This window comes from Povalibacter sp. (genome assembly GCF_036735925.1).
Taxonomy (GTDB): Bacteria; Pseudomonadota; Gammaproteobacteria; order Steroidobacterales; family Steroidobacteraceae; genus Steroidobacter.
Map to the genome: position 1 here is coordinate 1 of NZ_DAINNK010000061.1, position 22,930 is coordinate 22,930.

The following is a 22,930-nucleotide window of genomic DNA, read 5'->3' on the forward strand; positions in this document are numbered from 1 at the left end:
ATGTTGGTTGGAGCATTGCCCGTTGTACTGCTCAGCTGACAGGCGGCTGGTTCCGGCTCACACCGGCGAGGCGCCGGTGATCGCGGCACGGCCGCAGCATCGCGTTACATGAAAGGCTGTCGTCACATTCTGGCGGGAATCTCGGCCATCGTTGGAGTCGGTTGTCGCTTGGTTGGGCCGCGTCAGTCGCCTGTCGGTGCAGCAGCATTTGGCGGAGTAGTTGGCGCGCTGGCGGCAGTGGTGTACATCCATGCATTCACTGCCTGACAAACCGCTGGTTCCGACTCGCAGATGCGGGGCGCCTTTGCCGGCGACTTGCGCGCGGCGTTGGAAGCATTGAGAACGAACACGTCATGCCCTCGATAGACATCGAACGTAATGGATTCTCAATCGTGAAGGGAATCCTGGACGAGGAATCCCGGCAGGAACTCATTCGGGACATTGAACGGTGTCTGGTGGAATCGCCGGCCGGTGTTCGCGGGCTTGTCGCCAAAGTGCCAAGTGTCGCAAGGCTGGCTGCATCAGCGGCTGTGCGTTCGCTCGTCGCGTCCGAGCTTGGTTCTGAACCGAAGCTGGTGCGGTCGATCCTCTTCAACAAGAGCGCGGATGCCAACTGGCAGGTGGCATGGCATCAGGACCTGGCCATCGCGGTTACAGGTCAAGGCGAGATCGAAGGCTACTCATCATGGTCTGTCAAAGAAGGAATCCTGCACGTCCAACCTCCGGTGCACGTTCTAGAGCAGATGCTCACCGTACGGCTGCACCTTGACCCTGCAGATGACACGAATGGAGCATTGTGGGTTTCGCCCGGCTCGCATCGCTTCGGTCGTCTGCGAGCTAGCGAGGCTGCACGCACGGCGGAGCAGAACGGCAAGCATTTGTGCGTTGTTCAGGCCGGTGACGCACTATTGTTCCGCCCGCTCATCCTGCACGCTTCCCGCAAAGCAACTTCGACGACGCCTCGACGCGTAATCCATCTCGAATTTTCGGCTACACCGCTGCCGCCGCCGTTGCTGTGGGCTGAGGCAGCTGCATGAGAATGCCTTCCAACAAATTGCTGCGTGAAGACGCGCCAGCGTGAGCAGTCAGCGATGTTCCGCGGTTTTTCCGCGCCACAGTAGCGGCATTAGGTCGTGAACAGCGAAACCATGAAGGCATACCTGGCTCGAAACATCGACCTCGCCCGCAAGACTCAGCCGCTTGAGGGGAAGATGGAAACCTATTGGTTCGAGAACCCGAGCGTTGGTTTGACGCGCACCTTGTTCCACCGGATCGCCGTTCCGCTCAAACCATTTGATTCCGGCCTAGAGTGGGAGTTGCAGCCGATAGATGCGTCGTTTGTGTTTGACTGGTACGCGCTCGGGGTGGTCAACCCGAGGGAAATTCATGGCCTCAATCTCTGTCATCGAAACTATCCGGACTCAGAGGCCAGCATCTATATCGGCAATGCGCACAACCCTTGCGATGTGCTCCGTCTGACCGTAGCTGCGTTGAGCTCAGAGGTGGTTGAGCTCGGATGCACTGTCGAGATCATCTTTGAACATGAAATGGTCGCGAGGAATGAACTGTTTGAGTTCACAGCAACGGCGAGATGGCATGTGGTCCAGTAAAGCCATGGAGTCCGCGCCCGTTGGTCGCCCGATTCAAAGTGCGATGCACTTTGTTCGCGGCTCACCGCTAGCGTTGGCGGTATGCAAGAGATAACCATCAAGAGCCTTCGCCGAAAGCGGAATGCTCGAAGGTCGGTGATTGCAGCGACCGGGTTGCTGCTGTTCATTCCCTTCTTGATTGATCTTCTGCCAGTATCATCCCGGATCAAAGACGGGATAGCGTTCTCTCTTGTCTTGGTTGTTCTGACGACCTGGCTGTGGGGCGGATATCAGTTCTTCCGATCCCCATGTCCTCGATGTCAGCATAGTTTCGCCAAGGTCGGGTTCCTCGGGCTCATGACTTGGCCTGAACTGATCTTTCGCACGGAATGCCAGCATTGCCGAGCTTCATGGAACAACGAAGAAGATAATCCATGAGCGCTCCTGATCCGACTCGAAAGAGAGGAATCATCCGATGACACGGCAAGTGGCCGGGCCTGCATTAGCCGACCATATCAATGTTCGTTCATTCGCGGACATTTCTGACGTTGTGGCGTGCGGTCTGGAGCACGGGGGTCTGGTTCTGTACGAATCCAGCTTGGGTCCCGAATTTTTTGATCTGCGCACCGGTATTGCCGGAGAGATGATGCAGAAATTCGTCAACTATCGAATCCCGCTCGCCATCGTCCTTGCGGCGCCGGAAGGTCACGGAGAACGTTTCTGTGAGCTTGTCCGAGAGCATCGCAATCATCCGTTGGTGCGGTTCTTTCTGTCCCGTGCGGAAGCTGGAGAATGGGTTCTACGTTGAACGCAGGCAGTTGGATCAGCTTGTAACCTGTATTGGTGATGGGCGCATGTGGGCCAACAACCGGCTGGTTCCAACTTTGTTCGCGGCTTACCCACGGCACTAGCTGCCAAGAGAACGAGATGTACACACCATCGCAATTCACGGAGACACGGCCAGAGGTCTTGCACACCTTCATTCGCGAACACGCGTTTTCGAGTATCGTGGCGACGACGACGGATGGTATCGATGCATTCCACGTACCTGTGGTGCTCGATACCTCCCGCGGTTCCGATGGTGTGCTGCAAGGACATGTAGCGCGGGCAAATCCAATCTGGAGAAAGCTCAATGATGGAGCGCCAGTGCTCGTCATCTTTCAAGGCCCGAATCACTACGTGTCACCAGGCTGGTACCCCGCGAAGAAGGAGCATGGAAAGGTTGTGCCAACGTGGAACTACATAATCGTCCACGTTCGAGGCAGCATCGAATGGCAGCATGATCAGAACTGGCTGCGGGAACTCCTGGAAAGGACGACGCATGCTCACGAACATGGACGGCAGAATCCGTGGCATGTGGCGGATGCGCCGGAGGAATACGTGACGCGGATGCTGGAGGCAATCGTGGGCTTCGAAATCCCGATCGGCGCTATCACAGGCAAGTGGAAGTTGAGCCAGAACAGAAGTTCGGCTGATCGCGCGGGAGTGGCCGACGGCTTGGCATCGGAGAGAGTCTCGCATGCTGCTGAGATTCTGGAGTGGATGCGGAAATAGGAAGAGCGGCTGACAAATGACACGTCTACTCCTTCTCATCATTACGTTCTCGATCGGCGGCTTGGCCCATGCTGCCGAAGAGTCCCCGAAGTTCGCGATCGTCACGATCTACGACGGCATGGCGAAGTACGCAGAGGCCGCGGCAGAAAATCCAATGGCCGATCGTCGAGCACTGTGGCGCGAGCTTGTGATCAATCCCTATTGGAGTCGCTGTGCAGAAGGAGGGGAGTACATCGACTTTGCTCCGCCATTGGCCAGGGCTTACACGGATATCGAATCCTTGCTCAAAGCGACTTCAGCTCTTCAGGCTTCATCAGTCCAGTCGCTCGTGCGATCGGCCTTGGAAAAGTCAGGATCGCTGCTTCCTGGGGCTGCTACGACCGCCTGCATTCTGGCGGCCGACTCGACCTGGACTTATCTGCGGGACATGCACGGTGTCGGCGGCTTTACGGCCGGCGCGGGCAAGATCTGGCTCACGATCCTTCCGGAAGGCGACTGGCTGGATTGGGTGGAGTATGCCTCTGCTCACGAGTACCACCACAGCGTATGGACGGCGCTTCACGGAAAACAAAATCCCATCGAAGACATGGCCGACTACCTCGTCTTCGAAGGTCGCGCCGATTCCTTTGCCCATCTGATATACCCGCAGAAAATTGCTCCCTGGACGAGCGCATTGACGCAGCAACAGGAGCAAGCGGCTTGGGAGGTTCTTCGACGGAATCTGGACTCCACTTCTCCAGAAAAAATGCAGAGCCTGATGTTCGGCGGAGAAGGTGTCGCGAAGTGGGCTGGCTATGCGATCGGCTTCAAGGTCGTGCAGGCTTTTCTGGATAAACACCCCAGTCTCAGCGTAAATCAGTGGACCGCAATGGAAGCTGGCGAACTTCTGAAGAAGTCATCCTATGCTCCTTAGGGATTTGCGACTGGCGAACTACATACGGCTCAATTTGCGTGGTCGGCTTCAGTCCGCGAAAGGCAAATCTGGTGATCTACGTCTTCGATTTTCCAGGCAAGGCGGATCTGTTGAAGAAGCTCGGCAAGCACAGGGGAGGGCTCAAGCAATGCCTGTACATCAACAAGCTCGCGGATGTGGAAATTGCCGTGCTGGAGAAAATCCTCAAGGCGGGTGTGAAGGAAACGAAAAAGACCTGGCCGGTAACAGCGAAGTAGCAACCCCGGTTCGCCGAAATGCTCTCAAGGCAGGAAAAATCCATCCGTGACGACCTGCTGAATGGTCGAGCCAGTGCGCGGTCGTATCTCCGACTTGCAAACATTTCCCGCGCCGCCATGATCGGCACATCGAGAAAGTGGCGGAGCAGCAATGGCGACGGGTTGGGCGGGCGATGGCGCAGTGCAGGATCAGATCGATGCCACCGTGAAGGACGGCATCGAGCGTGCGAAGTCGCGCCTGGCGACCGGGCCCAGCCTGGCGCACTGCGCCGAGTGTGGTGCGGAGATTCCCGAAGCGCGCCAGAAAGCGGTTCCCGGCGTGCGCCTGTGCGTCGCGTGTCAGGAAGCCGAGGATCAGGAAGCCGCGGCTTTCAGCGGCTACAACCGGCGCGGCAGCAAGGACAGTCAGCTGCGTTGAGCATTCTTTCTGTGGATCGGGCTTTCCCGTGGGATTCCCTTCGGTCGCGGCCTGACTGTTCTCGGCCGGCTGAAGCCGGCCCCACAGGATTGAAGAGACAAGAGGGGCTTCAGCCGGTTTTTGCAGACGACAGCAACGAGCGCGCTCGCCGCAGCATCGGGCTTTCCGGCGAATGCAGCCGTGTCATCAGCGCGATGGCAGCTTGCAGATCGGTCGCTGCTTCCGTGCGCCGCTGCAACGCCAGCAGCGCGGCGCCGCGAACGTGCAGCAATCCCGCACGCAGGAACGGAAAGTGTTCCGTGCCTGCATGTTCGTTCAGATGCGCAAGACCGGCGTCGGCTTGCGCCAGTGCAGCGGCAGCGTCTTCGCGTCGCAGTTCCAGCCACGCGATCGCCGTCGCGAACTGCAGGTAGGACACGTCGAAGTCGGCGGGCGGTTGCGTCGCAGCCTGTAACGCCCGTGCCTGCTCTGCCGCCGCCGTGTCGTTCGCAGCGAGCGCCACTTCGATGGCTGCAGCAACGTAAGGATAGGTGTGTTGCGCAGAGCTGCCGTAGAACGGCGGCAATTGCGCGACGAGCGCCAGGTCGTCCATCGCAGCATCTTTCTGTCCGAGCAATGCGTGTGCCTGTGCGCGCGTCGCCAGCCACTCGACGCCGTTCGGTACGAAGCGTTTGCCGAACTCCAGCCAGTTGTGTTCGAACAGATCGAGCGTCGCCAACGCCTCGCGCGGCCGGCCTTCGGCAAGCTGGCCGCTCGCGCGGTAGACCGCCGTGTCGAACTCCGCCGGCGTCGGTTTCGCGAGCAGCGTCGGCGTGAGCACGGCGTCGAACTGTTCGCGAGCCAAAGCCAGCTGACCGGACTGCTGCAGCGCCTCGGCATAGAGTCCGAGCTGCACGCGCGTGAAGATGGAATTCCCGCCGGCGTGACGACGCAGCAGCGCGATGCCCTTTTCATAGTCGGCCAGCGCTTCATCCACCTGACCCAGCTGCATGCGGCAGAACGCGCCCCAGGCATAGCTCGCGCCGAGGTTGGTGAAATCGCGCGAACCGGTCTGCTCGAAGATACGGGTCGCTTCGCTGAAGCGTTCGACGGCGCCACGCATGTCGCCCTGCGTGCGTTGCAGATGTCCGAGCGTGTACACCGCGGCGAAGTAGGCGGGCTGCGTGGGATAGCGTCGTGCGAACAGTTCGACGGCCGAACGCACCAGCTCGATCTCGCGTTGCGGATCGGTGGCGAGCTGGGCGACGGTGGTCGACAGCGCTCTTGCGCGCAGCAGCGAATCGCGATCGCCGCGCGCATCGAGCAGCGCGATCCCCTCATCGCGCGCTGCAATGGCTTCCGCGCCGCGTCCGAGCAATCGCGCTGCCGTTGCCGTGCCGATCAGCGCTTCGACGTACGAATCCTGATCGGTGAGCCGGTGTTCCCGGGCGATGCGCGCGGATTCGCCCCACAGCGTTCCTGCCCGATCGAATTCGTCGATGTCGAGCAGCAGTCGCGCCACGGTGTTCATGACTTCGATGTGGACGGCCGGCGTGTCCGAGAATTCCTGCAGCACGCGATCGCCGGCGGCCACCAGCAGTTCCTGCACGGGCATGCTGCGTGCCTTGGCCGCGTCCGGCTGCATGCGCGTGTTCCTGTCGAACAGCGCGGTGAGGAAGGACTGCACGGCGCGCTGCTTGCCGGCTTCTTCACGGGCGATGCGCGACTGTTCGGCCGCGATGCGCGCCTGCCAGGTCGTGGTGACGATGCCGGCGATCAGTGCGAGGGTGCCGAGCACGCCGGCCGCGACCGCGTACCGGTGGCGGGCAACGAACTTGGTCGCGCGATAGCTCAGGGCATCGCCGCGGGCCAGCACCGGCCGGCCTTCCAGATAGCTGCGCAGATCGGCCGCGAGCTGATCGACGCTGGCATAGCGACGCTGCGGTTCCTTGCGCAAGGCCATCAGCAGCACGTTGTCGAGATCGCCCTGCAGCCGGCGCTGCACGCGCCGCATGCCGAGCGACTGTTCGTCGTTGCGTTCCGTGGTGGCGCGATCCGCGTCTTCGCCCACGGCGACGCTCGGCCGGGTCGGTACCGAATCGCCGATGATCTCGGCCATGCGCTCGATGGTGTCGGTGGCGCTGCGATACGGGCTCTGACCGGTGAGCAGCCGGTACAGCACCACGCCGAGCGAATACACGTCACTGACGGTCGTGATGACGCCGCCGCGCACCTGTTCGGGACTCGCGTATTCGATCGTCATGACGCGCCACTGCGTTGCCGTCTGGTCGCGCGGCGACTCGTCGGGCGCACGCTCGAGCAGCTTGGCGATGCCGAAGTCCAGCAGCTTCACCGAGCCGTCGGCCGTGACCAGGATGTTGCCGGGCTTGAGATCGCGATGCACCACCAGCCGCTGGTGCGCGAAGCTGACGGCGGCGCACACCTGCAGGAACAGGCGCAACCGATCGTTGACGCCGAGCTGGTGCGTGTCGCAGTAGCGATCGATGGGCTCGCCCTCGATCAGTTCCATGACCAGGTAGGGCACGCCGTCGACGGTCGTGCCGCCGTCGATGAGCCGCGCGATGTTGCGATGTTCGAGCGAGGCGAGGATCTGGCGTTCGGAGCGGAAACGCCATGCGACCTGTGCCGGGTCGTGATCGGTGCGCACGAGCTTGATCGCGACCTGCGCGTGGTACTGGTCGTCGGCGCGCTCCGCGCGGTAGACCTCGCCCATGCCGCCGCGGCCGAGCGGTTCAATCAGACGATACGCGCCGATGCGTGAGCCGATGCGGATCTGCGGCGCAATCGATACCGAACTGTCACCGGGCGAATCGTCGGGATCGTCGTGCATGCGCAGCAGCGATTCGACGTCTTCGCGCAGCTCGATGTCCGCACCGCATTCGGCGTGCAGCCAGGCCGCGCGTTCTGCGGATGGCAGTGCCAGCGCAGCATCGAACAGTAGCTTGATTTGTTGCCAGCGCTGCGGGGTCATGAGGCCCGCATGATATGCGAGCGTGCGCACTCGCGTCGCAACCGGCTGGACGCCCGGCGGAACGGGCTTCAGGGTTTCCCCGCCGGTCGCGGCATCCAGTCAATCGCCGCTGGCATTCCGCGCTGCCCTGTGGCGAACTGCGCCTTTCGCAGCCCGTTTCCGGCAGGTATCTCATGAAGCATCGCAGTCGATTCGTCTTCCTGCTCGTCGCCCTGGTCGCGACCACCGTCAGTGTCGCCGCGGGCATGCAGCCCGAGCGTGCCGAGAACGGCATGGTGGCCAGCGTGCACGTGCTCGCTTCGCAGGCCGGCGTCGACATGATGAAGGCGGGCGGCAATGCGATCGACGCCGCCGTGGCAACGGGATTTGCGCTCGCAGTGGTGCACCCGTCGGCCGGCAATATCGGCGGCGGCGGCTTCATGCTGATCCGCACGCAGGACGGCCAGACGAAGTTCATCGACTTCCGCGAGAAGGCGCCGGGCAAGGCGACCGCGACGATGTACCAGGACAAGGACGGCAACGTGGTTCCCTCGCTCAGCCGGCTCGGCTATCTCGCGGTCGGCGTGCCGGGTTCGGTGAAGGGGCTCGTCCATGCCCAGGCGCACTACGGCAAGCTCACCCTCAAGCAGGTGATGGCGCCGGCCATCCGTCTGGCGCGTGAAGGCTATGTACTCGACTGGTCGGATGCGCGTCAGATGTCGAACGATGCAGGGCTGGCGCAGTTCGCCGATTCGAAGCGCATCTTCCAGAACGGCGGCAAGGGCTGGAAGCAGGGCGACGTGTTCAGACAGCCGGACCTCGCGCGCACGCTGGAACGCATCGTCGCGGCGCCGGACGATTTCTACACCGGCAGGATGGCGCGCGAACTCGCCGAGTTCATGCAACGCGGCGGCGGCTTGATCACGGTCGACGATCTCAGGAACTACGACGTCAAGGAACGCACGCCGGTGCGCGGCACGTATCGCGGTCTCGAAGTCATCAGCGCGCCGCCGCCGTCGTCGGGCGGAATCGCGTTGATCGAGACGCTGAACATTCTCGAAGGTTTCGACATCGCCAGGGCCGGCTTCGGTTCGGCCGAATCCATCCATCTCATTTCCGAGTCGTATCGCCGCGCTTTCTACGATCGCGCGCAGTATCTCGGCGATCCGGAGTTCAGCGATCTGCCGGTGCTGGAGCTGGCCGACAAACCGTATGCGGTCGAGTGGCGCAAATCGATCGACCCGCAGCGCGCCAGCGTGTCGTCGCGACTGGAGCGGCCGAGAGTCTCGAAGAAACTCGAACAGTACGCGAACGACAAACCCGTCAAGGGAGCCGGCAAGGAGCCGACGCAGACCACGCACTACTCGGTGGTCGACAAGGACGGCAATGCGGTCGCCGTGACCACCACGCTGAACGGCGGCTACGGCTCGAAAGTCACCGCGGGCCCGCTCGGCTTCCTGCTCAACAATGAAATGGACGATTTTTCCTCGAAGCCCGGCGCGCCGAACATGTTCGGCCTGTTGCAGAGCGAGGAGAACGCCGTCGGCCCGAACAAGCGTCCGCTCTCGGCGATGACGCCGACGATCGTGCTCAAGGACGGCAAGCTGTGGCTGGTGCTCGGTTCGCCGGGCGGCCCGACCATCATCACCACTGTCGCGAACATCCTCATCGGCGTCGCCGACTTCGGCCTCGACATCCAGCAGGCCGTGAACGCGCCGCGCTTCCATCATCAGTGGGTGCCCGATCGCATCATCATGGAACGCAACCGTTTCTCGCCCGACACCATCCGTCTGCTCGAGCAGCGCGGCCACGCGGTGTCCTTCGGGCTCGGCGGCGATGGCGAATGCATCCAGATCGATCTGGAAACCGGCCTGCGACTCGGCGCGAGCGACGGTCGCAACGATTCGGGGCGCGCTGTCGGGTACTGAGCCTCGGGCTTTGCACTCTGCTGTGGGGCCGGCTTCAGCCGGCCTTTTAATAAGGAGTCAGGCTAAAGCCTGACCTACAGCCTGACCTACAGCCTGACCCACAGCCCGACCCACAGCAGAAGGCGGATCGCCGTGCTCATCCCGCTTCAGGCGGGGAGGGAACCTCACTTTCGTCCCTGCAATGAACATCCTTCCGGCTACAGATCCCAGGTGGCGACCCTGCAATCCTGACGATCTGACGACATCCACCGGAGGACATCTTCATGAACGCCCGATCGCTTTCCCTCAAACATTCGCTGCGGGTTGCACTGCTCGCGGCAGTTTCCTGCGTCGCTTCCGTGGCTGCTGCCGATGACGTGGCAGCAAGCAGGAGCATCACCGTGAGCTACCGCGATCTCGACCTGTCGAGCGAGGCGGGCGCCCGGCAGCTCTACGATCGTATTCGTGCGGCCGCGCGCAATATGTGCGGTTCGCCTCGCGGGACAGCGCTGCTGCAGATCAAACAGCAGCGCAGGCAGTGCGCGAATGCAGCAGTCGCCGCCGCGGTGAAGCAGGTCGACAACGGCATCCTCACCGCAATGCACCGCGGCAAGTCGACCCGGCGCCTGGGCTGAGATCGATTTCCCTTCGGGGCGTGGCATGAAGTCCCGGGCGACGACAGAGAAAGTAGTGCGCTTCACATCCACAGGCCATTCTCGTGCGCAGCTTTCTCTTCGCCAAGCCAGCCGGCCTCGATGCAACGGGTACGTTGCTCGAGGCCGATCTGCCGTCGCAGGATGCGCCGCCTCGCCATGAGCGGACGCGCGGCGCCGCCACTTCTGTGGATCGGCGCGATATCGAGGCGCTCATTGGCCGCGACTATGTCGGCCTGCGTGCGCTGATCTTCCGCCGCACGGGCGATCCGCAGGTCGCCGCGGACCTGCTCAACGACGCGATCTGCACCGCGCTGGAGAAATATCGCGACGGTCAGATCGACCGGCCCGAAGAGATCTGCGGCTATGTGTTCCAGGTCGCAATGAATCACCTGCGCAACCATCGTCGCTCCATCGCCGAACGCCCCGAACGCCGCGCCGACGCCAGAGTGTTCGAGACGCTGGTCGACGAAGACGACGACGGGTTCGATGACGACAGCCGTATCCTCGATCAGGTGATCAGGATCATCCGCAGCCTGCCGTCGGAGCGCGATCGCCGCATCCTGATGCGCTTCTATCTCGACGAGGAAGACAGGGACGTCATCTGTCGCGAACTGGGCCTGACGCCTGCGCAGTTTGCTTCCGTGCTGCACCGCGCGCGACAGCGGCTGAAGGATCTGCTCGAAACGCACGGCCTGACGCGTGCCGACCTGTTCTCCTTCATTCCCTAGCAGGGGACGCGCCATGTCAGTTGCCCGTTTGCGAATGGACGATCCGACACTGGCGAACCGCTACCTCGCCGGCCAGCTTGCCGGCGCCGAGCAGGCCGCTTTCGAGGCGCGGCTGATCGAAGATCCGGCGGTGCTGCGCGAACTCGAAGCGACGGCGCGGCTGAAGGCGGGACTGCGGCAACTGCGTCGGCGGGGCGACCTGGAACATGCGATGCCAGGCCAGCGACGATCCGCCGTCACCGCATTCGGCCTCGCAGCCGCGATGGCGCTGCTGGCGATCGGTCTGGGCCTGAACTTCCCGGTGGGCGATCGTCCGCCGTCCATTGCGGCGGACGTAGCGGCGCTGACAGCCGGGCATGGAAAGACACTGCCGATCGCATCCTCGCACTCGCTGCTGCGAATGCGATCGGCCCGCGCCGATGCCGTCATCGCGTTGCCGGCGACGCCGGGTGCGATCGAACTGCGTGTGTTGTCTGCCGAGGCACAGCCGCAGGCGCCTTACCGGCTGCGGCTGCGTCGACCCGCAGATGCGACATCGCGGGCAGGTAGCGTGGCCGAGAGCCTCATCGAGGCTGCGCCCGATGGCTGGGTCACGCTGTATCTCGACTCGCGAACGTTGTCGCCCGGCCGGTACGAACTCGACATCGTGCCGATGGCGAGCCCGGAAGGGCAGCCGGAGATCTTCGTCATCGACATTCGCGCTGCCGCCAGGGCAGAAGCCGATGCCTCGGCGTAGCGATCACTTCGTCGATTCGCGTACGGTGTCCGGGGTGCTTTCGTTGCTGCCCAGCATCCGGTCCACCATCCGGCTCACATGCTGCGGCGACTGCGTCTTGCGCGCGAAGATCGAATAGATCGCCGGTACGGCGAGCAGCGTCAGGAACACGGAAACGAGTGTGCCGTAGAACACCACGATGCCGATCGGGCGACGCTGTTCGGCGCCGGCGCCGGTGGCCAGCAGGAAGGGCACGGCGCCGAAGGCCGTACACAGGCTCGTCATCAGCACCGGACGCAGGCGCGTGACGGCGGCCTGTACGACGGCTTCGGTGAATTCGACGCCGCGGTCGCGCAGCTGGTTGGCGAATTCGACGATCAGTACGCCGTTCTTCGCCGCGATGCCGATCAGCAGGATCACCGCGATCTGGCTGAAGATGTTGATGGTCATGCCGTAGAGCTTGAGGCCGAACACCGCGCCGATGAGCGCGAGCGGCACCGTGATCATGATGATGGTCGGATGCACGAAACTCTCGAACTGCGCCGCGAGCACCAGATACACGATGGCGAGCGCGAAGAAGAACGTGAAAAACAGCTGCTGGCCGCTGCGGGTGAATTCGCCGGTCTCGCCGTCCCACATGAGCGTGGCTTCGGGCGGCAGTTCCTTCGCGACCGTGTCCTGGAACCATTTCACCGCCTCGCCGATCTCGTAGCCCGGCGCGAGGCTGGCGCGGATTTCTATCGCGCGCAGGCGATTGAAGCGCGCGAGTTCGACGGCGCCGGAGACTTCCTCGAGTTTCACGACGTTCGACAGCGGGATCAGTTCGCCGGTGCGGCTCGAACGGACGCGGATGTTCGTGAGATCGGTGACCGTCTGGCGCGCGTCTTCGCTGGCCTGCAGCATCACGTCGTACTCGCGACCGCGATCGATGTAACGCGTGACGACACGCGAGCCGAGCACGGTTTCGAGCGTGCGGCCGACCGTCTCCAGCGAGACGCCGAGATCGGCGGCGCGATCACGGTCCACCGACACGCGGATCTGCGGCTTGCGTTCCTTGTAGCTGGTGTCGACGTTCCGCAGGCCCGGGTTGGCCTGCGCGAGCGGCAGGAGCTTGGCCTGCCAGGCCGACAGCGTTTCGTAGTCGGGACCGCCGATCACCGCTTCCACCGGCTGGCCGAAGCCGCGACGGCCGAGGCTGCCGGGCTGTCCCGCCGAGGCGCGTACGCCGGGCAGCTTCTGTGCTTCGACCATCAGCGACTGCGTGATCTCGCTCGCCGAACGCTTGCGTTCGCTCCAGTTCTTGAGCATGACGATGGCGCGCGCCGAGTTGACGTCGCCGGTGGAACCGCCGCCGAAGGCATTCGGCACGCGCATCATGACGCGCTCGATGTCGCCGTACTTTTCCATTTCCCGGAAGACGATCTGTTCGAGCTGGCGCGCGTAGTCGTCCATGTACTGGAAGCTCGCGCCCTCCGGACCTTCGATCGTGATGTAGGCGCGGCCCACGTCGGCGACCGGCGCGAATTCCGAAGGAATCGAACGGAACGTCAGCGCACCGAACACCGACAGCACGGCGACGGCGGCCACCACCAGCCACGGGCGGGCGATCAGCGAACGCAGATACCGGTCGTACAGGCCCGACAGCCGCTGGAAGAAACGGTCGATCGCATGCGAGACGCGCCCGCGCTGCAAGGCATCCGCCGGCAGCTTGGACGCGAGCATCGGCGTCAGCGTCAGTGCGACCAGCGCCGAGAACAGCACCGATGCGGCCAGCGTGAAACCGAACTCGCGGAACAGGCGGCCGAGATCGCCGGGCAGGAAGGAGATGGGCACGAACACGGCGGCCAGCGTCAGCGTCGTGGCGATGACGGCGAAGCCGATTTCGTGACTGCCGCGCACCGCGGCGACCAGCGGCGCTTCGCCGAGTTCGGTGCGACGGTGCACGTTCTCGAGCACCACGATGGCATCGTCCACGACCAGGCCGATGGCGAGCACGAGCCCCAGCAGCGTCAGCACGTTCACCGAATAGCCGAACGCGTACATCACCACGAACGAGGCGATGATCGACACCGGAATCGTCACCGCGGGAATCAGCGTCGCGCGCAGATTGCCGAGGAACGCATAGATCACGGCGAGCACCGAGATCAGCGCGAAGACGATGGCGATCACGACTTCGTGCAGGGCGGCTTCGATGGCGATGCCGTTGTCCATGGAAACGGCGAGCAGCGCGCCGGCCGGCAGCGTCTGCCGGATGCGTTCCACTTCGGCACGTACGCCGCGCACGATGTCGAGCGTGTTGCCCTTCGACTGCGCTTCGATACCGATGCCAACGCCGGCCTTGCCGTTCAGGCGCATGTCGCTGCGTTCGTTCTCCGCACCGAGCTGCACGGTCGCGACTTCGCCCAGACGGATCAGATGACCGTCCTGACCGCGCGTGATGACGAGATTGCGGAAGTCGTCCTCGGTGTCGAGACCCACCAGCGTGCGCAGCGAGAACTCGCGCGTCTGCGATTCCAGCCGCCCCGCCGGCAGTTCGATGTTCTCGCGACGCAGCGCGTCTTCGATGTCCGTCACCGTCATCTGCCGCGCGGCGAGCGCCTGCCGGTCGACCCAGATGCGCATCGCGTAACGGCGTCCGCCGCCGATGCTGACGCGCGCCACGCCGGGCACGGTCGAGAACCGGTCGACCAGATTGCGCTCGGCGTAGTCGGTGACCTCGAGCATCGACATGCCCGGCATGCTGAAGTTGAGGAACATGATGGCCTCGGCGCTGGCGTCGGCCTTGATCACTTCCGGCGGATCGGATTCCTCCGGCAGGTTGCCGAGCACGCGCGCGACGCGGTCGCGCACGTCGTTGGCCGCGGCGTCCATGTCGCGACTGATGTCGAACTCGATGCGCACCTGCGAGCGTTCGTCCTCGCTCTCGGACTCGATCTTGAGAATGCCTTCGATGCCGGCGATGGAATCCTCGACCACCTGCGTGATCTTCGTTTCGATCACCTGTGCCGACGCGCCGCTGTAGTTGGTCGTGATGGAAACGACCGGCCGGTCGACGTCCGGATACTCGCGTACCGGCAGGCGATCGAGCGAGACCAGGCCGAAGATGATCAGCAGCAGGCTGATCACGATGGCCAGCACGGGCCGGCGGACGGAGGTTTCGGAGAGTTTCATGAGCTGACTGTCGACGGCGCCTGCGCCTGTTCGCGTATGGCCGTGCCGTCGCGCAGGTTCTGCGTGCCGTCGACGACGACGCGTTCGCCTTCCTTCACGCCGCTGACGATTTCGACTTCACCCGGGCGGCGCCGTCCGATCTTCACTTCGCGGCGATGCGCCACTTCGCCATCGACGACGAACACGTACATGCGTCCCTGCTCGGGAATGATCGCGGCCTCGGGCACGAGCAGCGTGGCCACCACCGCGCCCTGCAACACGACGGTCATGAACATGCCGGGTCGCAGCGCGCCGTCGCGGTTCGGGATGTCGGCGCGCACCGTCACCGATCGCGTCACCGGATCGATGCGTGAATCGATGTTGGTCACCTTGCCTTCGAATGGCCGGTTGGGCAGGCCGGCGGAATTCGCGGTCACCGCCAGGCCTTTCTTCAGCAGATAGAAATAGGTTTCCGGCACCGTGAAATCGAGCTTGATGGTCGAGGTGTCGTCCAGCGTCGTGATGACCGTGCCGGGACTCACCAGGCTGCCGACGCTGACGCGCCGAAAGCCCGTGCGGCCGTCGAAGCCGGCGCGGATGACGGTGTCGGAAAGCCGCGCGCTGGCCGCGTTCACGCGGGCGCGGTTGACCTTCAGCGTCGCTTCGATCTGATCGAGCTGCGATACGGACAGCGCCTGCTGCGCATAGAGTTCGCGACTGCGATTGAACTGGCTCTCGCTGTCGGCGAGTGCGGCCTGTGCTTCGGCCAGCGTTGCGCGCGCCTCGGCGCTGTCCAGTTCGACCAGCACGTCGCCGCGTCGCACGAAGTCGCCTTCCTCGAAGCGGATGGCCGTGACGATGTTGGAGCTCTTGGAAGTGACGTCGACGGATTCGTTGGCGCGGGCCGTGCCGACGGCTTCGATCTGCGTGCCGAGCGGCCGCGAGACGACAGGTGCCGAAATCACCGGGACGGTGGCGGAAACGCCCGGCGCGCCCGGATTGCCGGGGCCGGTCGCTGCCGGCTTGCTGCACGCGGTCGTCAGCAGCACGGCCGCCGCGAGGGCCGACCAGGCAGTGCATTGAAGTCGGTAACAAACCTGTCTCGGCATTGCAGATTCCCGTCGATCGCGCGACCGCCATTGTGCACCACGGTCAACGCATTGAGGGATTCAACTTGCGGCGGATTTCTGCGTGGCCCGCCGCCCGTCGGGGAAATTTCCTGACGGCATTGTCAGGTTGGCGTCCCTTCCGGCCACTGGCTGCAGCATCGGTGCAGGTGGACGCTCGTGCAACTCGAATCAGGACACAACGCCATGCGTTTCAAGTCGCGCAAGACCGCCGGTTACCAGGTGTTCGCAGTGACCGGCGTGAACACCGTGTCCTTCGCCATCGACGCGCAGCAGGCCAGCACCCGCGGACTGCTCGGCTTCGCGGTGGAGCGGATCGATCGCATCGAGAAGCAGCGCTACTACATGGCCGGTTTCAAGGTGTTCCGGTCGGTGATCCCGCAGCCGGCACCGCAGCTCAGTGTCAGCACATTCAATCATCCGGTGCAGAGCTTCGTGTGGGACGACTTCACCGGCAAGCCGGACCGGCCGTACGAATACCTCTTTCACCCGCTGAAAGGCACGGCCCGCCGCCTCGATCGCAGCGCCGCACCGATTCACATCAAAGTGCGTACGGAACCGCTGTTCACGCGCGGACGCCACGACGTGTTCTTCAATCGCGGCGTCGCCAGCAGCCAGGCCTACGAAAGAAAATTCGGCAACAAGCCGCCCGACCGGCAGCCCACGGAAGAGAAGAAGGTCGAAGCAGCGCAATGGCTGAGCCGCGATCTCGACGAGGCCCTGCTCGAATTCGTGCGCCGCGCCCGCAAGGGCGACACGCTGCTCGGCTGCTTCTATGAATTCCGCTACCTGCCGATGGCGCTGGAACTGCGTGCGGCGCAGACACGCGGCGTGACCGTGAGGCTGATCCTCGATGCCAAGCAGAACGCCGACAGTTTTCCCCGCGACGACAATCTCGACATGCTGCGACAGGCGCAGATCCCGCGCAGCGCCGTCACGCTGCGCGAAGCCCGCAAGGCCAGCATCCAGCACAACAAGTTCATGGTGCTGCTCAAAGGCAAGGACGCCCGGCCGTCGGCCGTGTGGACCGGCTCGACGAACCTGTCGGTCGGCGGCATTCACGGCCAGGCCAACGTCGGACACTGGGTGCGCAGTGCGGCGGTGGCGAAGATCTTTCGCGACTACTGGAATCTGCTGCAGACCGATCCCGGCGGCGCGTCAGGCGACGATCCCGCAACCGTGCGCAGCAAGAACGCGGCGTTGCGGACCCGCGTCGAGACGCTGACGCCGGTGCCCGGGAGCAAGGCGCAGATCGTCGCCGGCATCACACCGGTGCTGAGTCCGCGACGCGGCGACAAGGCCATGAATCTCTACGGCGAACTGCTCGACACCGCGCGGCAGCAGGCGTGCGTGACGCTCGCCTTCGGCGTCAATCGCGAATTCAAGGAGCTGCTGAAGGACAACAGCGACCAGAGCCACATCAGCTTCCTGCTGCTGGAAAAGAAGGATCAGCCCGCGGCCAACAGTGCGCAGCCGTTCATCGAGATCAATCGCAGCAACAACGTCTACATGGCCTGGGGCTCGTTCCTGCGCACGCCGCTGCATCAATGGGCGAAGGAAACGAGCGCACGCGGCCTCGGGCTCAACACGCACGTGAGCTTCATCCACAGCAAGTTCCTGCTGGTCGACCCCTTGAGCGACGATCCCATCGTCGTCACCGGCTCGGCGAATTTCAGCGCGGCGTCGGAGAACGAGAACGACGAGAACATGCTCATCATCCGCGGCCATCGCCGCGTCGCCGACATCTACTACACGGAGTTCAACCGTCTGTTCAATCACTACTACTTCCGCTCGGTGATCGAGTCCCTGCAGCAGGAGCAGGCGGGCAGCGATGCCGGCGATGCGATGCAGTCCAGCATCTTTCTCGACGAGACCGATGGCTGGTTGAAGAAATACAAGCGCGGCACGTTCCGCTGGAAGCGCGTGCGGGTCGCGGCGGCGATGCGGGGGTTCAGGCGGGAGAAGCAAGTCCCGTAGAGGGGTGGCATGCCCTGCGCCAAACTCTGCCATGCACGGCCCGCGTTGCTGCCCCGACATGGAAGATCACAGGTCGTGATTGAGTTGCGGCGGAACTGCGCAGAAGATCGGGCTCTGCTAGTGCAATGGTCAACCCTCATGTTTTCGATTCTGCGGTCCGTCGCCTTCGCCGCCGCAATCGCCGCGACGACGGGTACAAGGTGCCGGCGGGACGCATCGATGTGTGCAATGTGCCGCTGCCGGTGCGGGTGATGCAGTAAGGGTCTTCTTCATCTTCCTGTGGGGCCGGCTTTAGCCGGCCGTCCGGATGTCAGGCTGAGGCCTACAGGAAGATGGCCGGCTAAAGCCGGCCCCACAGGAAGCCGGCCCCACAGGAAGAGGGACGATTCCTGCGTCACCGGCCTGCCCGGTCGATATGCGAGTGATACAGCCGCAGCGCCAGCGCTCGCGCGATCCTGCGCGGCAGGAATCGGATGGCGATGCGATCGCTCATCGCACTGCCGCCGGCCGTATCCACGGACACGTTCGCCATGCGGTGACGACGATCGAAGGGCGAGGCCGTGAGTTGCACGGACTGCAGGCGATTGCGCGGCGTCACGATCAGCCGTCGGGTCAGCCAGCCGTAACGGAACAGCACGGCGTCGGGCGTCAGCGCCCAGCGCGTGTGCTTCACGTACAGATCGGCACGCCACCAGCCCAGCAACAGCATCACCGCGAGGAAGGCGACGGTCCAGCGCGCGTCCGGCTCGAACGGCGCTTCGGGCAGCAGATGCAGTGCGAGCGTGATCGCCGCGGCGACGAACGTCGCGAAATAGACGCTCTGGCGGAACAGGCGCTGCCGCGCGTGCGGCGCCAGCGGCTGCCAGTTCGGCTCGCCCGCGAAATCGACGTCCGGCAACGCGACTGCCATCAGCGCCTTGGCCTGCATCGGCGTGCAGATCGGCGCCAGCCAGCGCGTGCGAACCTGCGACTGCTGCTTGCCGTCCTGCGAGGAACTGCTGTCGCCGGCGAGATCGACGCGCAGCGAGACGCGGCCGAACAGACGATGCAGCAGCGACTGCGTCTGGTGGACGGACTGAATGCGCGGGATGCGCAGCGTCAGCGCGAGCCGGGTGAGCAGGCCGTGCCGTACGCGCAGATCCTGTCCGTGCCGCGTCAGCGTGAAATCGAACAGCGTGACCAGCGCGAAGCCGACCGACAGCAGTCGCAGTGTCAGGACGAATGTCACGAGGCCCGCCAGCGCCAGGCCCGCCTGCATCGCGATGCCGAGCGCCGCGAGATGGCTCAACTGCGACTGCTCGAACCACACCGCGGCGCTCTGGCGCGATATCTCGAACGTCCCCGCCTGATACAGAAAACCAAACAGTGCGGCCACCACGATCATGCCGCGGTTGTCGATCAGGCCGTAGCGGATCAGCTCCGCGGGCGGCAGTTGCAGCAACACTTCATCCTGCGCTGCCGGGGCGGCGTGCGTCGGCGCGGGCCGGCCGCGATTGAAGACCTGGTCGCGCAGCTCCTGCGTCGCTTCGAGACTCAGGACGCGGATCGTCGCTTCGGCCTTGCCGCCGGTGGAGGTGGCGATGCTGACTTCCGCGACACCGAGCAGCCGGTGCAGCAGGCCGCGCTTCACGTCGATGTTCTCGATGCGCGGATACTCGATCTGCCGCAGATTGCGGAAGAACAGGCCTTCCTTGATCACCAGGCCGCGCGGCCCGAAGCCGTAGCGATAGAGCCATTGCTGCCACAGCGCACCGACGAGCAGCGGCACGAGAATCAGCGCGCCCCACAGCTCCGCGTCATTGCGTGCACCGAAGATCATGAACGCGATCACCGGCACGATGAACTGGCGGATGAAGGTCGCGAGTGCGAACAGCCACGACAGCGGATGCAGGCGCAGTTCGGGCTGGAAATCCGTCTCAGACGCCACTGGTCGTGCTCTCCGCCAGCAGCGCATCGCGCAATGCGATGGCGTCCGGATGCGCAAGGCCCGGCAGTTCGATCATCGTGTGCCGGCTGCCGGCGGTGTAGAGCTTGAGCGTGCCGACGCCATAGCGGCGCTGCAGCGGACCCTGCGATACATCGGTGTGCTGGATGCGGGCGCGGGGCAGGGCGATGTGCGAGCGCCAGAGAACGCCGCGTTCGATCACGATGCCGGTGGCGTCGACGCCATAGCGCAGATGACGGTAGTAGGTCGGCGGCCAGAGCCAGACGAGCAGCACGCCGGAGAGCCCGAGGACGATCAGCGCGCTGGCCCAGAGGCTGCCGCTGCGCGGCAGCAGCGTGGCCGTGGCGACCAGGAAGACGATGAACAGGGCGATGAGCCACTGCCAGCGCCAGACGCTGATGATGGCGGGGTCGGTGGTCGATGTTTGCATTCGTGTCCTGTGAATTGTGGGGCCGGCTTTCCCGCGGGATTTCCTTCGGTCACAGCCGGCCTTCGAGAGTCAGGCTGAAGCCTGACCTACAGAAGAATCTAACTCTTCGTCAGCTTCCGATCATCGAGTTCCAGCGAGCGGCCGATGATCTCGCGCATGATTTCATTGCTGCCGGCGAGGATGCGGCTGATGCGCGCGCCGGTGTACATGCGGCAGATCGGATACTCCTCCATGTAGCCTGCGCCGCCGTGCAGTTGCACGCATTCGTCGACGACGCGGCCTTCCAGTTCGGTCGTGAGCAGTTTCACCTTCGCCGCGGCGACAGGGTCCAGCCGGCCGGCGTTGTGTTCCAGCACGCAGTGGTCGACATACACCTGCAGCGCATCGATCTCGGCGCGCATCTGTGCGAGCCTGAAGCGCGAGTGCTGGAACGTCCCGATCGGCTGGCCGAACGCCTTGCGTTCCTTCACGAACTGCAGCGTGATGTCGAAGGCGTGCTGTGCGACCGAGATGGCGCCCGCGGCGGTGATCAGGCGTTCCTCGGCGAGAAAGTGCGTCAGGGAATGAAATCCCTTGCCGGGTTCGCCGAGCACGTTGTGCTTCGGCACCTTCACGTCATCGAAGAACAGCTCGGAGGTGTCCTGCGCCTTGAGGCCCATCTTCCTCAGGTTGCGGCCGCGCCGGAACCCTTCCATGTCGCGCTCGACGATGAACAGGCCGAGTCCGTGGCGTTTCTCGGGATCGGTGCGCGCCACGACGATGAACACGTCGCCGATCTGGCCATTGGAGATGTAGGTTTTCGAGCCGTTCAGCAGCCAGTGATCGCCCTGGTCTTCCGCGCGCGTGCGAATGCCGGCGAGGTCGCTGCCGGCGCCGGGCTCGGTCATGGCGATGCCGAGGATGGTTTCGCCGCTGATGCACTTCGGCAGCAGCCGCGCCTTCTGTTCCGGCGTGCCCAGGGCGCCGATGTACGGTGCGACGAGGCGCGAATGCAGCGTCATGAAGAAGCCGCCTTCGCCATGCCTGGTGTTTTCCTCGATCAGGATCTGTTCGTAGCGGAAGTCGCGCACGCCGGCGCCGCCGTATTCCGGATCGGCCCACATGAGCAGGTAGCCCTGCTCGCCGGCCTTGCGGAACGCGTCGCGATCGACAAACCCCTGATCGCGCCAGCGCGCGCCATTCGGCCCGATTTCGCTCTGGAAGAAGCGGCGTGCGGAATCGCGGAACTGTTCGTGTTCGGCTTCGAAGAGGTGACGCGTCATGATCGTCGTCCGTTTCCGGAGAGAAGCGGCACTAGACACGAGCCCACGGGCATTATCAATCGTCGCAACCGATTAGGCATCGTCCGCATCGGGCCTGCGGGAACTCGACGCCCATCCGCAGAATTCTCCTCAGGAGCAATCATGGAAGACGCGGCATACTGCGGGCGCCCCTCGGGGCAGGAGAATATTCCCATGGGCAGGCGAACGGTTCGTTGCGCAGTCGGAGACCTATGAGCGGATCGCACCGTGCGGCCGTGCGCCTGACGATGCTGTGGCTGCTCATGGCAGCCGCCGTGCATGCGCAGGAGGATGCGGCACCGCCCACCCCGCCGGCGGTGGAAGTTCCGGTCGTGCCCGAAACCCTCGAACCCGTCAAACCCACGGCCGAGGAACTGGGCGCCATGGATGTCTGTGCGGAAATGCATGACGAGAAGGCGCTCAACATGCTCGAACGCGCCCGGCGCCAGCTGTCGATCGCCGCCTGTGCCTCGTCCGCGTGGCTCGATGGGCTGTTCGGCGACCAGATGCTGTACGAGGAATATCGGGAAACCTACGGCACGCTTTCCGTCGGTACGCTCTGGAGCGACTACGACGGTTTCGATCCGCGGCTGCGTTTCCGCATCCGGCTGCAACTGCCGCAATGGGACGAGCGGATCTCGGCCTTCGCCGGGCGCGTCGGCGAAGAGGACTACATCAGCGACGTCGAAGACGACTTCGACGCATTGCCCTCGCGGCAGTTCGGCAGTCTCGAAGACGACAGCGTGCTGCTGGGCCTGGGATACGCGAATCCGAAGCGCACCGGCAACGATTTCGACGCCAGTGTCGGCGTGCGCCTGGATATGCCGCTCGATCCCTATGCCCGCACACGCTACGAGATCGTGCGCAACTTCGCGGAGCACTATGTCTTCAGCGGTCGCGAAACCGTCTTCTGGCAGAACTCCGAAGGCTTCGGCAGCACCACGCGGCTCTATCTCGATCGTGCCTTGTCCGATCGCTTCCTGCTGCGCTGGGCCAATCTCGGCAAGTACACCGAGGAGACCAAGGGCCTGGAATGGTATTCGCAGGTGACGCTGTTTCAGAGCGTCGGCGATCGCATGGGGCTCGCCTGGCAGGCGCAGATCGAAGGCGCGACCGACAATGAAGTGCAGATCACCCGCACCGCTGCGCGACTGATCATGCGTCGCCAGTTCCGCAACCCGGACTGGCTGTTCCTCGAATTGCGTGCCGGCGTCGCGTGGCCGCGCGAAAAGCTCTACGAGGAACGCGAGGCCACGCCCGAACTCGGCATCGCGCTGGAGATGCAGTTCGGCCAGCGCCGGCAGCGCTGGTACCAGCGCGACAAGGAATAGCGA

General features: G+C 63.9%; 19 protein-coding genes. 13 read left to right on the forward strand and 6 right to left on the reverse strand.

Annotation, left to right across the window (positions count from 1 at the left end):
• Positions 1-353 precede the first annotated feature (353 nt).
• The 7 genes from V7D81_RS16950 (at position 354) to V7D81_RS16980 (ending at position 4,731) form a co-directional block, all read left to right on the forward strand.
• A complete protein-coding gene (locus V7D81_RS16950) occupies positions 354-1,037 on the forward strand; it encodes a phytanoyl-CoA dioxygenase family protein (RefSeq protein ID WP_324318410.1) in 684 nt (227 codons plus the stop codon).
• 96 nt (positions 1,038-1,133) lie between these two features.
• Positions 1,134-1,610, forward strand: a complete 477-nt coding sequence (locus V7D81_RS16955) for a hypothetical protein (RefSeq protein ID WP_324318412.1) — start codon at positions 1,134-1,136, stop codon at positions 1,608-1,610.
• Positions 1,611-2,064: 454 nt separating this feature from the next.
• Positions 2,065-2,397 carry a DUF4180 domain-containing protein gene (locus V7D81_RS16960; protein ID WP_324318414.1) on the forward strand — a complete coding sequence of 111 codons (333 nt, stop codon included), beginning with the start codon at positions 2,065-2,067 and terminating at the stop codon, positions 2,395-2,397.
• Positions 2,398-2,516: 119 nt separating this feature from the next.
• Positions 2,517-3,143, forward strand: a complete 627-nt coding sequence (locus V7D81_RS16965) for an FMN-binding negative transcriptional regulator (RefSeq protein WP_324318416.1) — start codon at positions 2,517-2,519, stop codon at positions 3,141-3,143.
• Positions 3,144-3,159: 16 nt separating this feature from the next.
• On the forward strand, positions 3,160-4,056 hold the full coding sequence (locus V7D81_RS16970) for a DUF2268 domain-containing protein (protein ID WP_324318418.1): 897 nt from the start codon (positions 3,160-3,162) through the stop codon (positions 4,054-4,056).
• A 71-nt stretch (positions 4,057-4,127) separates the two neighbouring features.
• Positions 4,128-4,313 (forward strand): hypothetical protein, encoded by a 186-nt coding sequence (locus V7D81_RS16975; protein ID WP_324318420.1) that lies wholly within the window; start codon positions 4,128-4,130, stop codon positions 4,311-4,313.
• A 151-nt stretch (positions 4,314-4,464) separates the two neighbouring features.
• Complete coding sequence (locus tag V7D81_RS16980) at positions 4,465-4,731, forward strand: DksA/TraR family C4-type zinc finger protein (RefSeq protein WP_324318422.1); 267 nt, start codon at positions 4,465-4,467, stop codon at positions 4,729-4,731.
• A gap of 109 nt (positions 4,732-4,840) precedes the next feature.
• Here the strand turns inward: V7D81_RS16980 and V7D81_RS16985 are convergent, their stop codons facing one another.
• A complete protein-coding gene (locus tag V7D81_RS16985; RefSeq protein WP_324318424.1) occupies positions 4,841-7,702 on the reverse strand; it encodes a serine/threonine-protein kinase in 2,862 nt (953 codons plus the stop codon).
• Between the two features lie 173 nt (positions 7,703-7,875).
• Here V7D81_RS16985 and ggt point away from each other — a divergent pair, with 173 nt between their 5' ends.
• From ggt to V7D81_RS17005, 4 genes are all read left to right on the forward strand, one after another.
• On the forward strand, positions 7,876-9,609 hold the full coding sequence (gene ggt / locus V7D81_RS16990) for a gamma-glutamyltransferase (protein WP_324318426.1): 1,734 nt from the start codon (positions 7,876-7,878) through the stop codon (positions 9,607-9,609).
• Between the two features lie 263 nt (positions 9,610-9,872).
• Entirely contained in the window at positions 9,873-10,223 is a 351-nt protein-coding gene (locus tag V7D81_RS16995) for a UrcA family protein (protein WP_324318429.1), read from the forward strand.
• 83 nt (positions 10,224-10,306) lie between these two features.
• Positions 10,307-10,972 (forward strand): RNA polymerase sigma factor, encoded by a 666-nt coding sequence (locus V7D81_RS17000; RefSeq protein ID WP_324318431.1) that lies wholly within the window; start codon positions 10,307-10,309, stop codon positions 10,970-10,972.
• A gap of 13 nt (positions 10,973-10,985) precedes the next feature.
• A complete protein-coding gene (locus V7D81_RS17005; RefSeq protein ID WP_324318433.1) occupies positions 10,986-11,708 on the forward strand; it encodes a hypothetical protein in 723 nt (240 codons plus the stop codon).
• A 3-nt stretch (positions 11,709-11,711) separates the two neighbouring features.
• Here V7D81_RS17005 and V7D81_RS17010 read toward each other — a convergent pair whose 3' ends face one another.
• Positions 11,712-14,858 carry an efflux RND transporter permease subunit gene (locus V7D81_RS17010; RefSeq protein ID WP_324318434.1) on the reverse strand — a complete coding sequence of 1,049 codons (3,147 nt, stop codon included), beginning with the start codon at positions 14,856-14,858 and terminating at the stop codon, positions 11,712-11,714.
• Positions 14,855-15,946, reverse strand: coding sequence for an efflux RND transporter periplasmic adaptor subunit (locus tag V7D81_RS17015; protein WP_324318436.1), 1,092 nt, complete (start codon positions 15,944-15,946; stop codon positions 14,855-14,857). The genes V7D81_RS17010 and V7D81_RS17015 overlap by 4 nt, the downstream gene beginning before the upstream one ends.
• Before the next feature lie 177 nt (positions 15,947-16,123).
• Here V7D81_RS17015 and V7D81_RS17020 point away from each other — a divergent pair, with 177 nt between their 5' ends.
• Positions 16,124-17,941 (forward strand): phospholipase D-like domain-containing protein, encoded by a 1,818-nt coding sequence (locus V7D81_RS17020; RefSeq protein WP_324318438.1) that lies wholly within the window; start codon positions 16,124-16,126, stop codon positions 17,939-17,941.
• Between the two features lie 394 nt (positions 17,942-18,335).
• Here the strand turns inward: V7D81_RS17020 and V7D81_RS17025 are convergent, their stop codons facing one another.
• From V7D81_RS17025 to V7D81_RS17035, 3 genes are all read right to left on the reverse strand, one after another.
• Positions 18,336-19,868 carry a PH domain-containing protein gene (locus tag V7D81_RS17025; RefSeq protein ID WP_324318441.1) on the reverse strand — a complete coding sequence of 511 codons (1,533 nt, stop codon included), beginning with the start codon at positions 19,866-19,868 and terminating at the stop codon, positions 18,336-18,338.
• Positions 19,858-20,316 (reverse strand): PH domain-containing protein, encoded by a 459-nt coding sequence (locus V7D81_RS17030; RefSeq protein ID WP_324318443.1) that lies wholly within the window; start codon positions 20,314-20,316, stop codon positions 19,858-19,860. Before V7D81_RS17030 ends, V7D81_RS17025 begins: the two co-directional genes overlap by 11 nt.
• Before the next feature lie 98 nt (positions 20,317-20,414).
• Complete coding sequence (locus V7D81_RS17035) at positions 20,415-21,578, reverse strand: acyl-CoA dehydrogenase family protein (RefSeq protein WP_324318445.1); 1,164 nt, start codon at positions 21,576-21,578, stop codon at positions 20,415-20,417.
• A gap of 230 nt (positions 21,579-21,808) precedes the next feature.
• Here V7D81_RS17035 and V7D81_RS17040 point away from each other — a divergent pair, with 230 nt between their 5' ends.
• Positions 21,809-22,927, forward strand: coding sequence for a hypothetical protein (locus V7D81_RS17040; protein WP_324318447.1), 1,119 nt, complete (start codon positions 21,809-21,811; stop codon positions 22,925-22,927).
• Positions 22,928-22,930 lie beyond the last annotated feature (3 nt).

Coding starts and splice junctions, on each gene's coding strand:
- V7D81_RS16950 (WP_324318410.1), top strand. CDS start 354: ATGCCCTCGATAGACATCGAACGTAATGGATTCTCAATCGTGAAGGGA.
- V7D81_RS16960 (WP_324318414.1), top strand. CDS start 2,065: ATGACACGGCAAGTGGCCGGGCCTGCATTAGCCGACCATATCAATGTT.
- V7D81_RS16965 (WP_324318416.1), top strand. CDS start 2,517: ATGTACACACCATCGCAATTCACGGAGACACGGCCAGAGGTCTTGCAC.
- V7D81_RS16970 (WP_324318418.1), top strand. CDS start 3,160: ATGACACGTCTACTCCTTCTCATCATTACGTTCTCGATCGGCGGCTTG.
- V7D81_RS16980 (WP_324318422.1), top strand. CDS start 4,465: ATGGCGACGGGTTGGGCGGGCGATGGCGCAGTGCAGGATCAGATCGAT.
- V7D81_RS16985 (WP_324318424.1), bottom strand. CDS start 7,702: ATGACCCCGCAGCGCTGGCAACAAATCAAGCTACTGTTCGATGCTGCG.
- ggt (WP_324318426.1), top strand. CDS start 7,876: ATGAAGCATCGCAGTCGATTCGTCTTCCTGCTCGTCGCCCTGGTCGCG.
- V7D81_RS16995 (WP_324318429.1), top strand. CDS start 9,873: ATGAACGCCCGATCGCTTTCCCTCAAACATTCGCTGCGGGTTGCACTG.
- V7D81_RS17005 (WP_324318433.1), top strand. CDS start 10,986: ATGTCAGTTGCCCGTTTGCGAATGGACGATCCGACACTGGCGAACCGC.
- V7D81_RS17010 (WP_324318434.1), bottom strand. CDS start 14,858: ATGAAACTCTCCGAAACCTCCGTCCGCCGGCCCGTGCTGGCCATCGTG.
- V7D81_RS17015 (WP_324318436.1), bottom strand. CDS start 15,946: ATGCCGAGACAGGTTTGTTACCGACTTCAATGCACTGCCTGGTCGGCC.
- V7D81_RS17030 (WP_324318443.1), bottom strand. CDS start 20,316: ATGCAAACATCGACCACCGACCCCGCCATCATCAGCGTCTGGCGCTGG.
- V7D81_RS17035 (WP_324318445.1), bottom strand. CDS start 21,578: ATGACGCGTCACCTCTTCGAAGCCGAACACGAACAGTTCCGCGATTCC.
- V7D81_RS17040 (WP_324318447.1), top strand. CDS start 21,809: ATGAGCGGATCGCACCGTGCGGCCGTGCGCCTGACGATGCTGTGGCTG.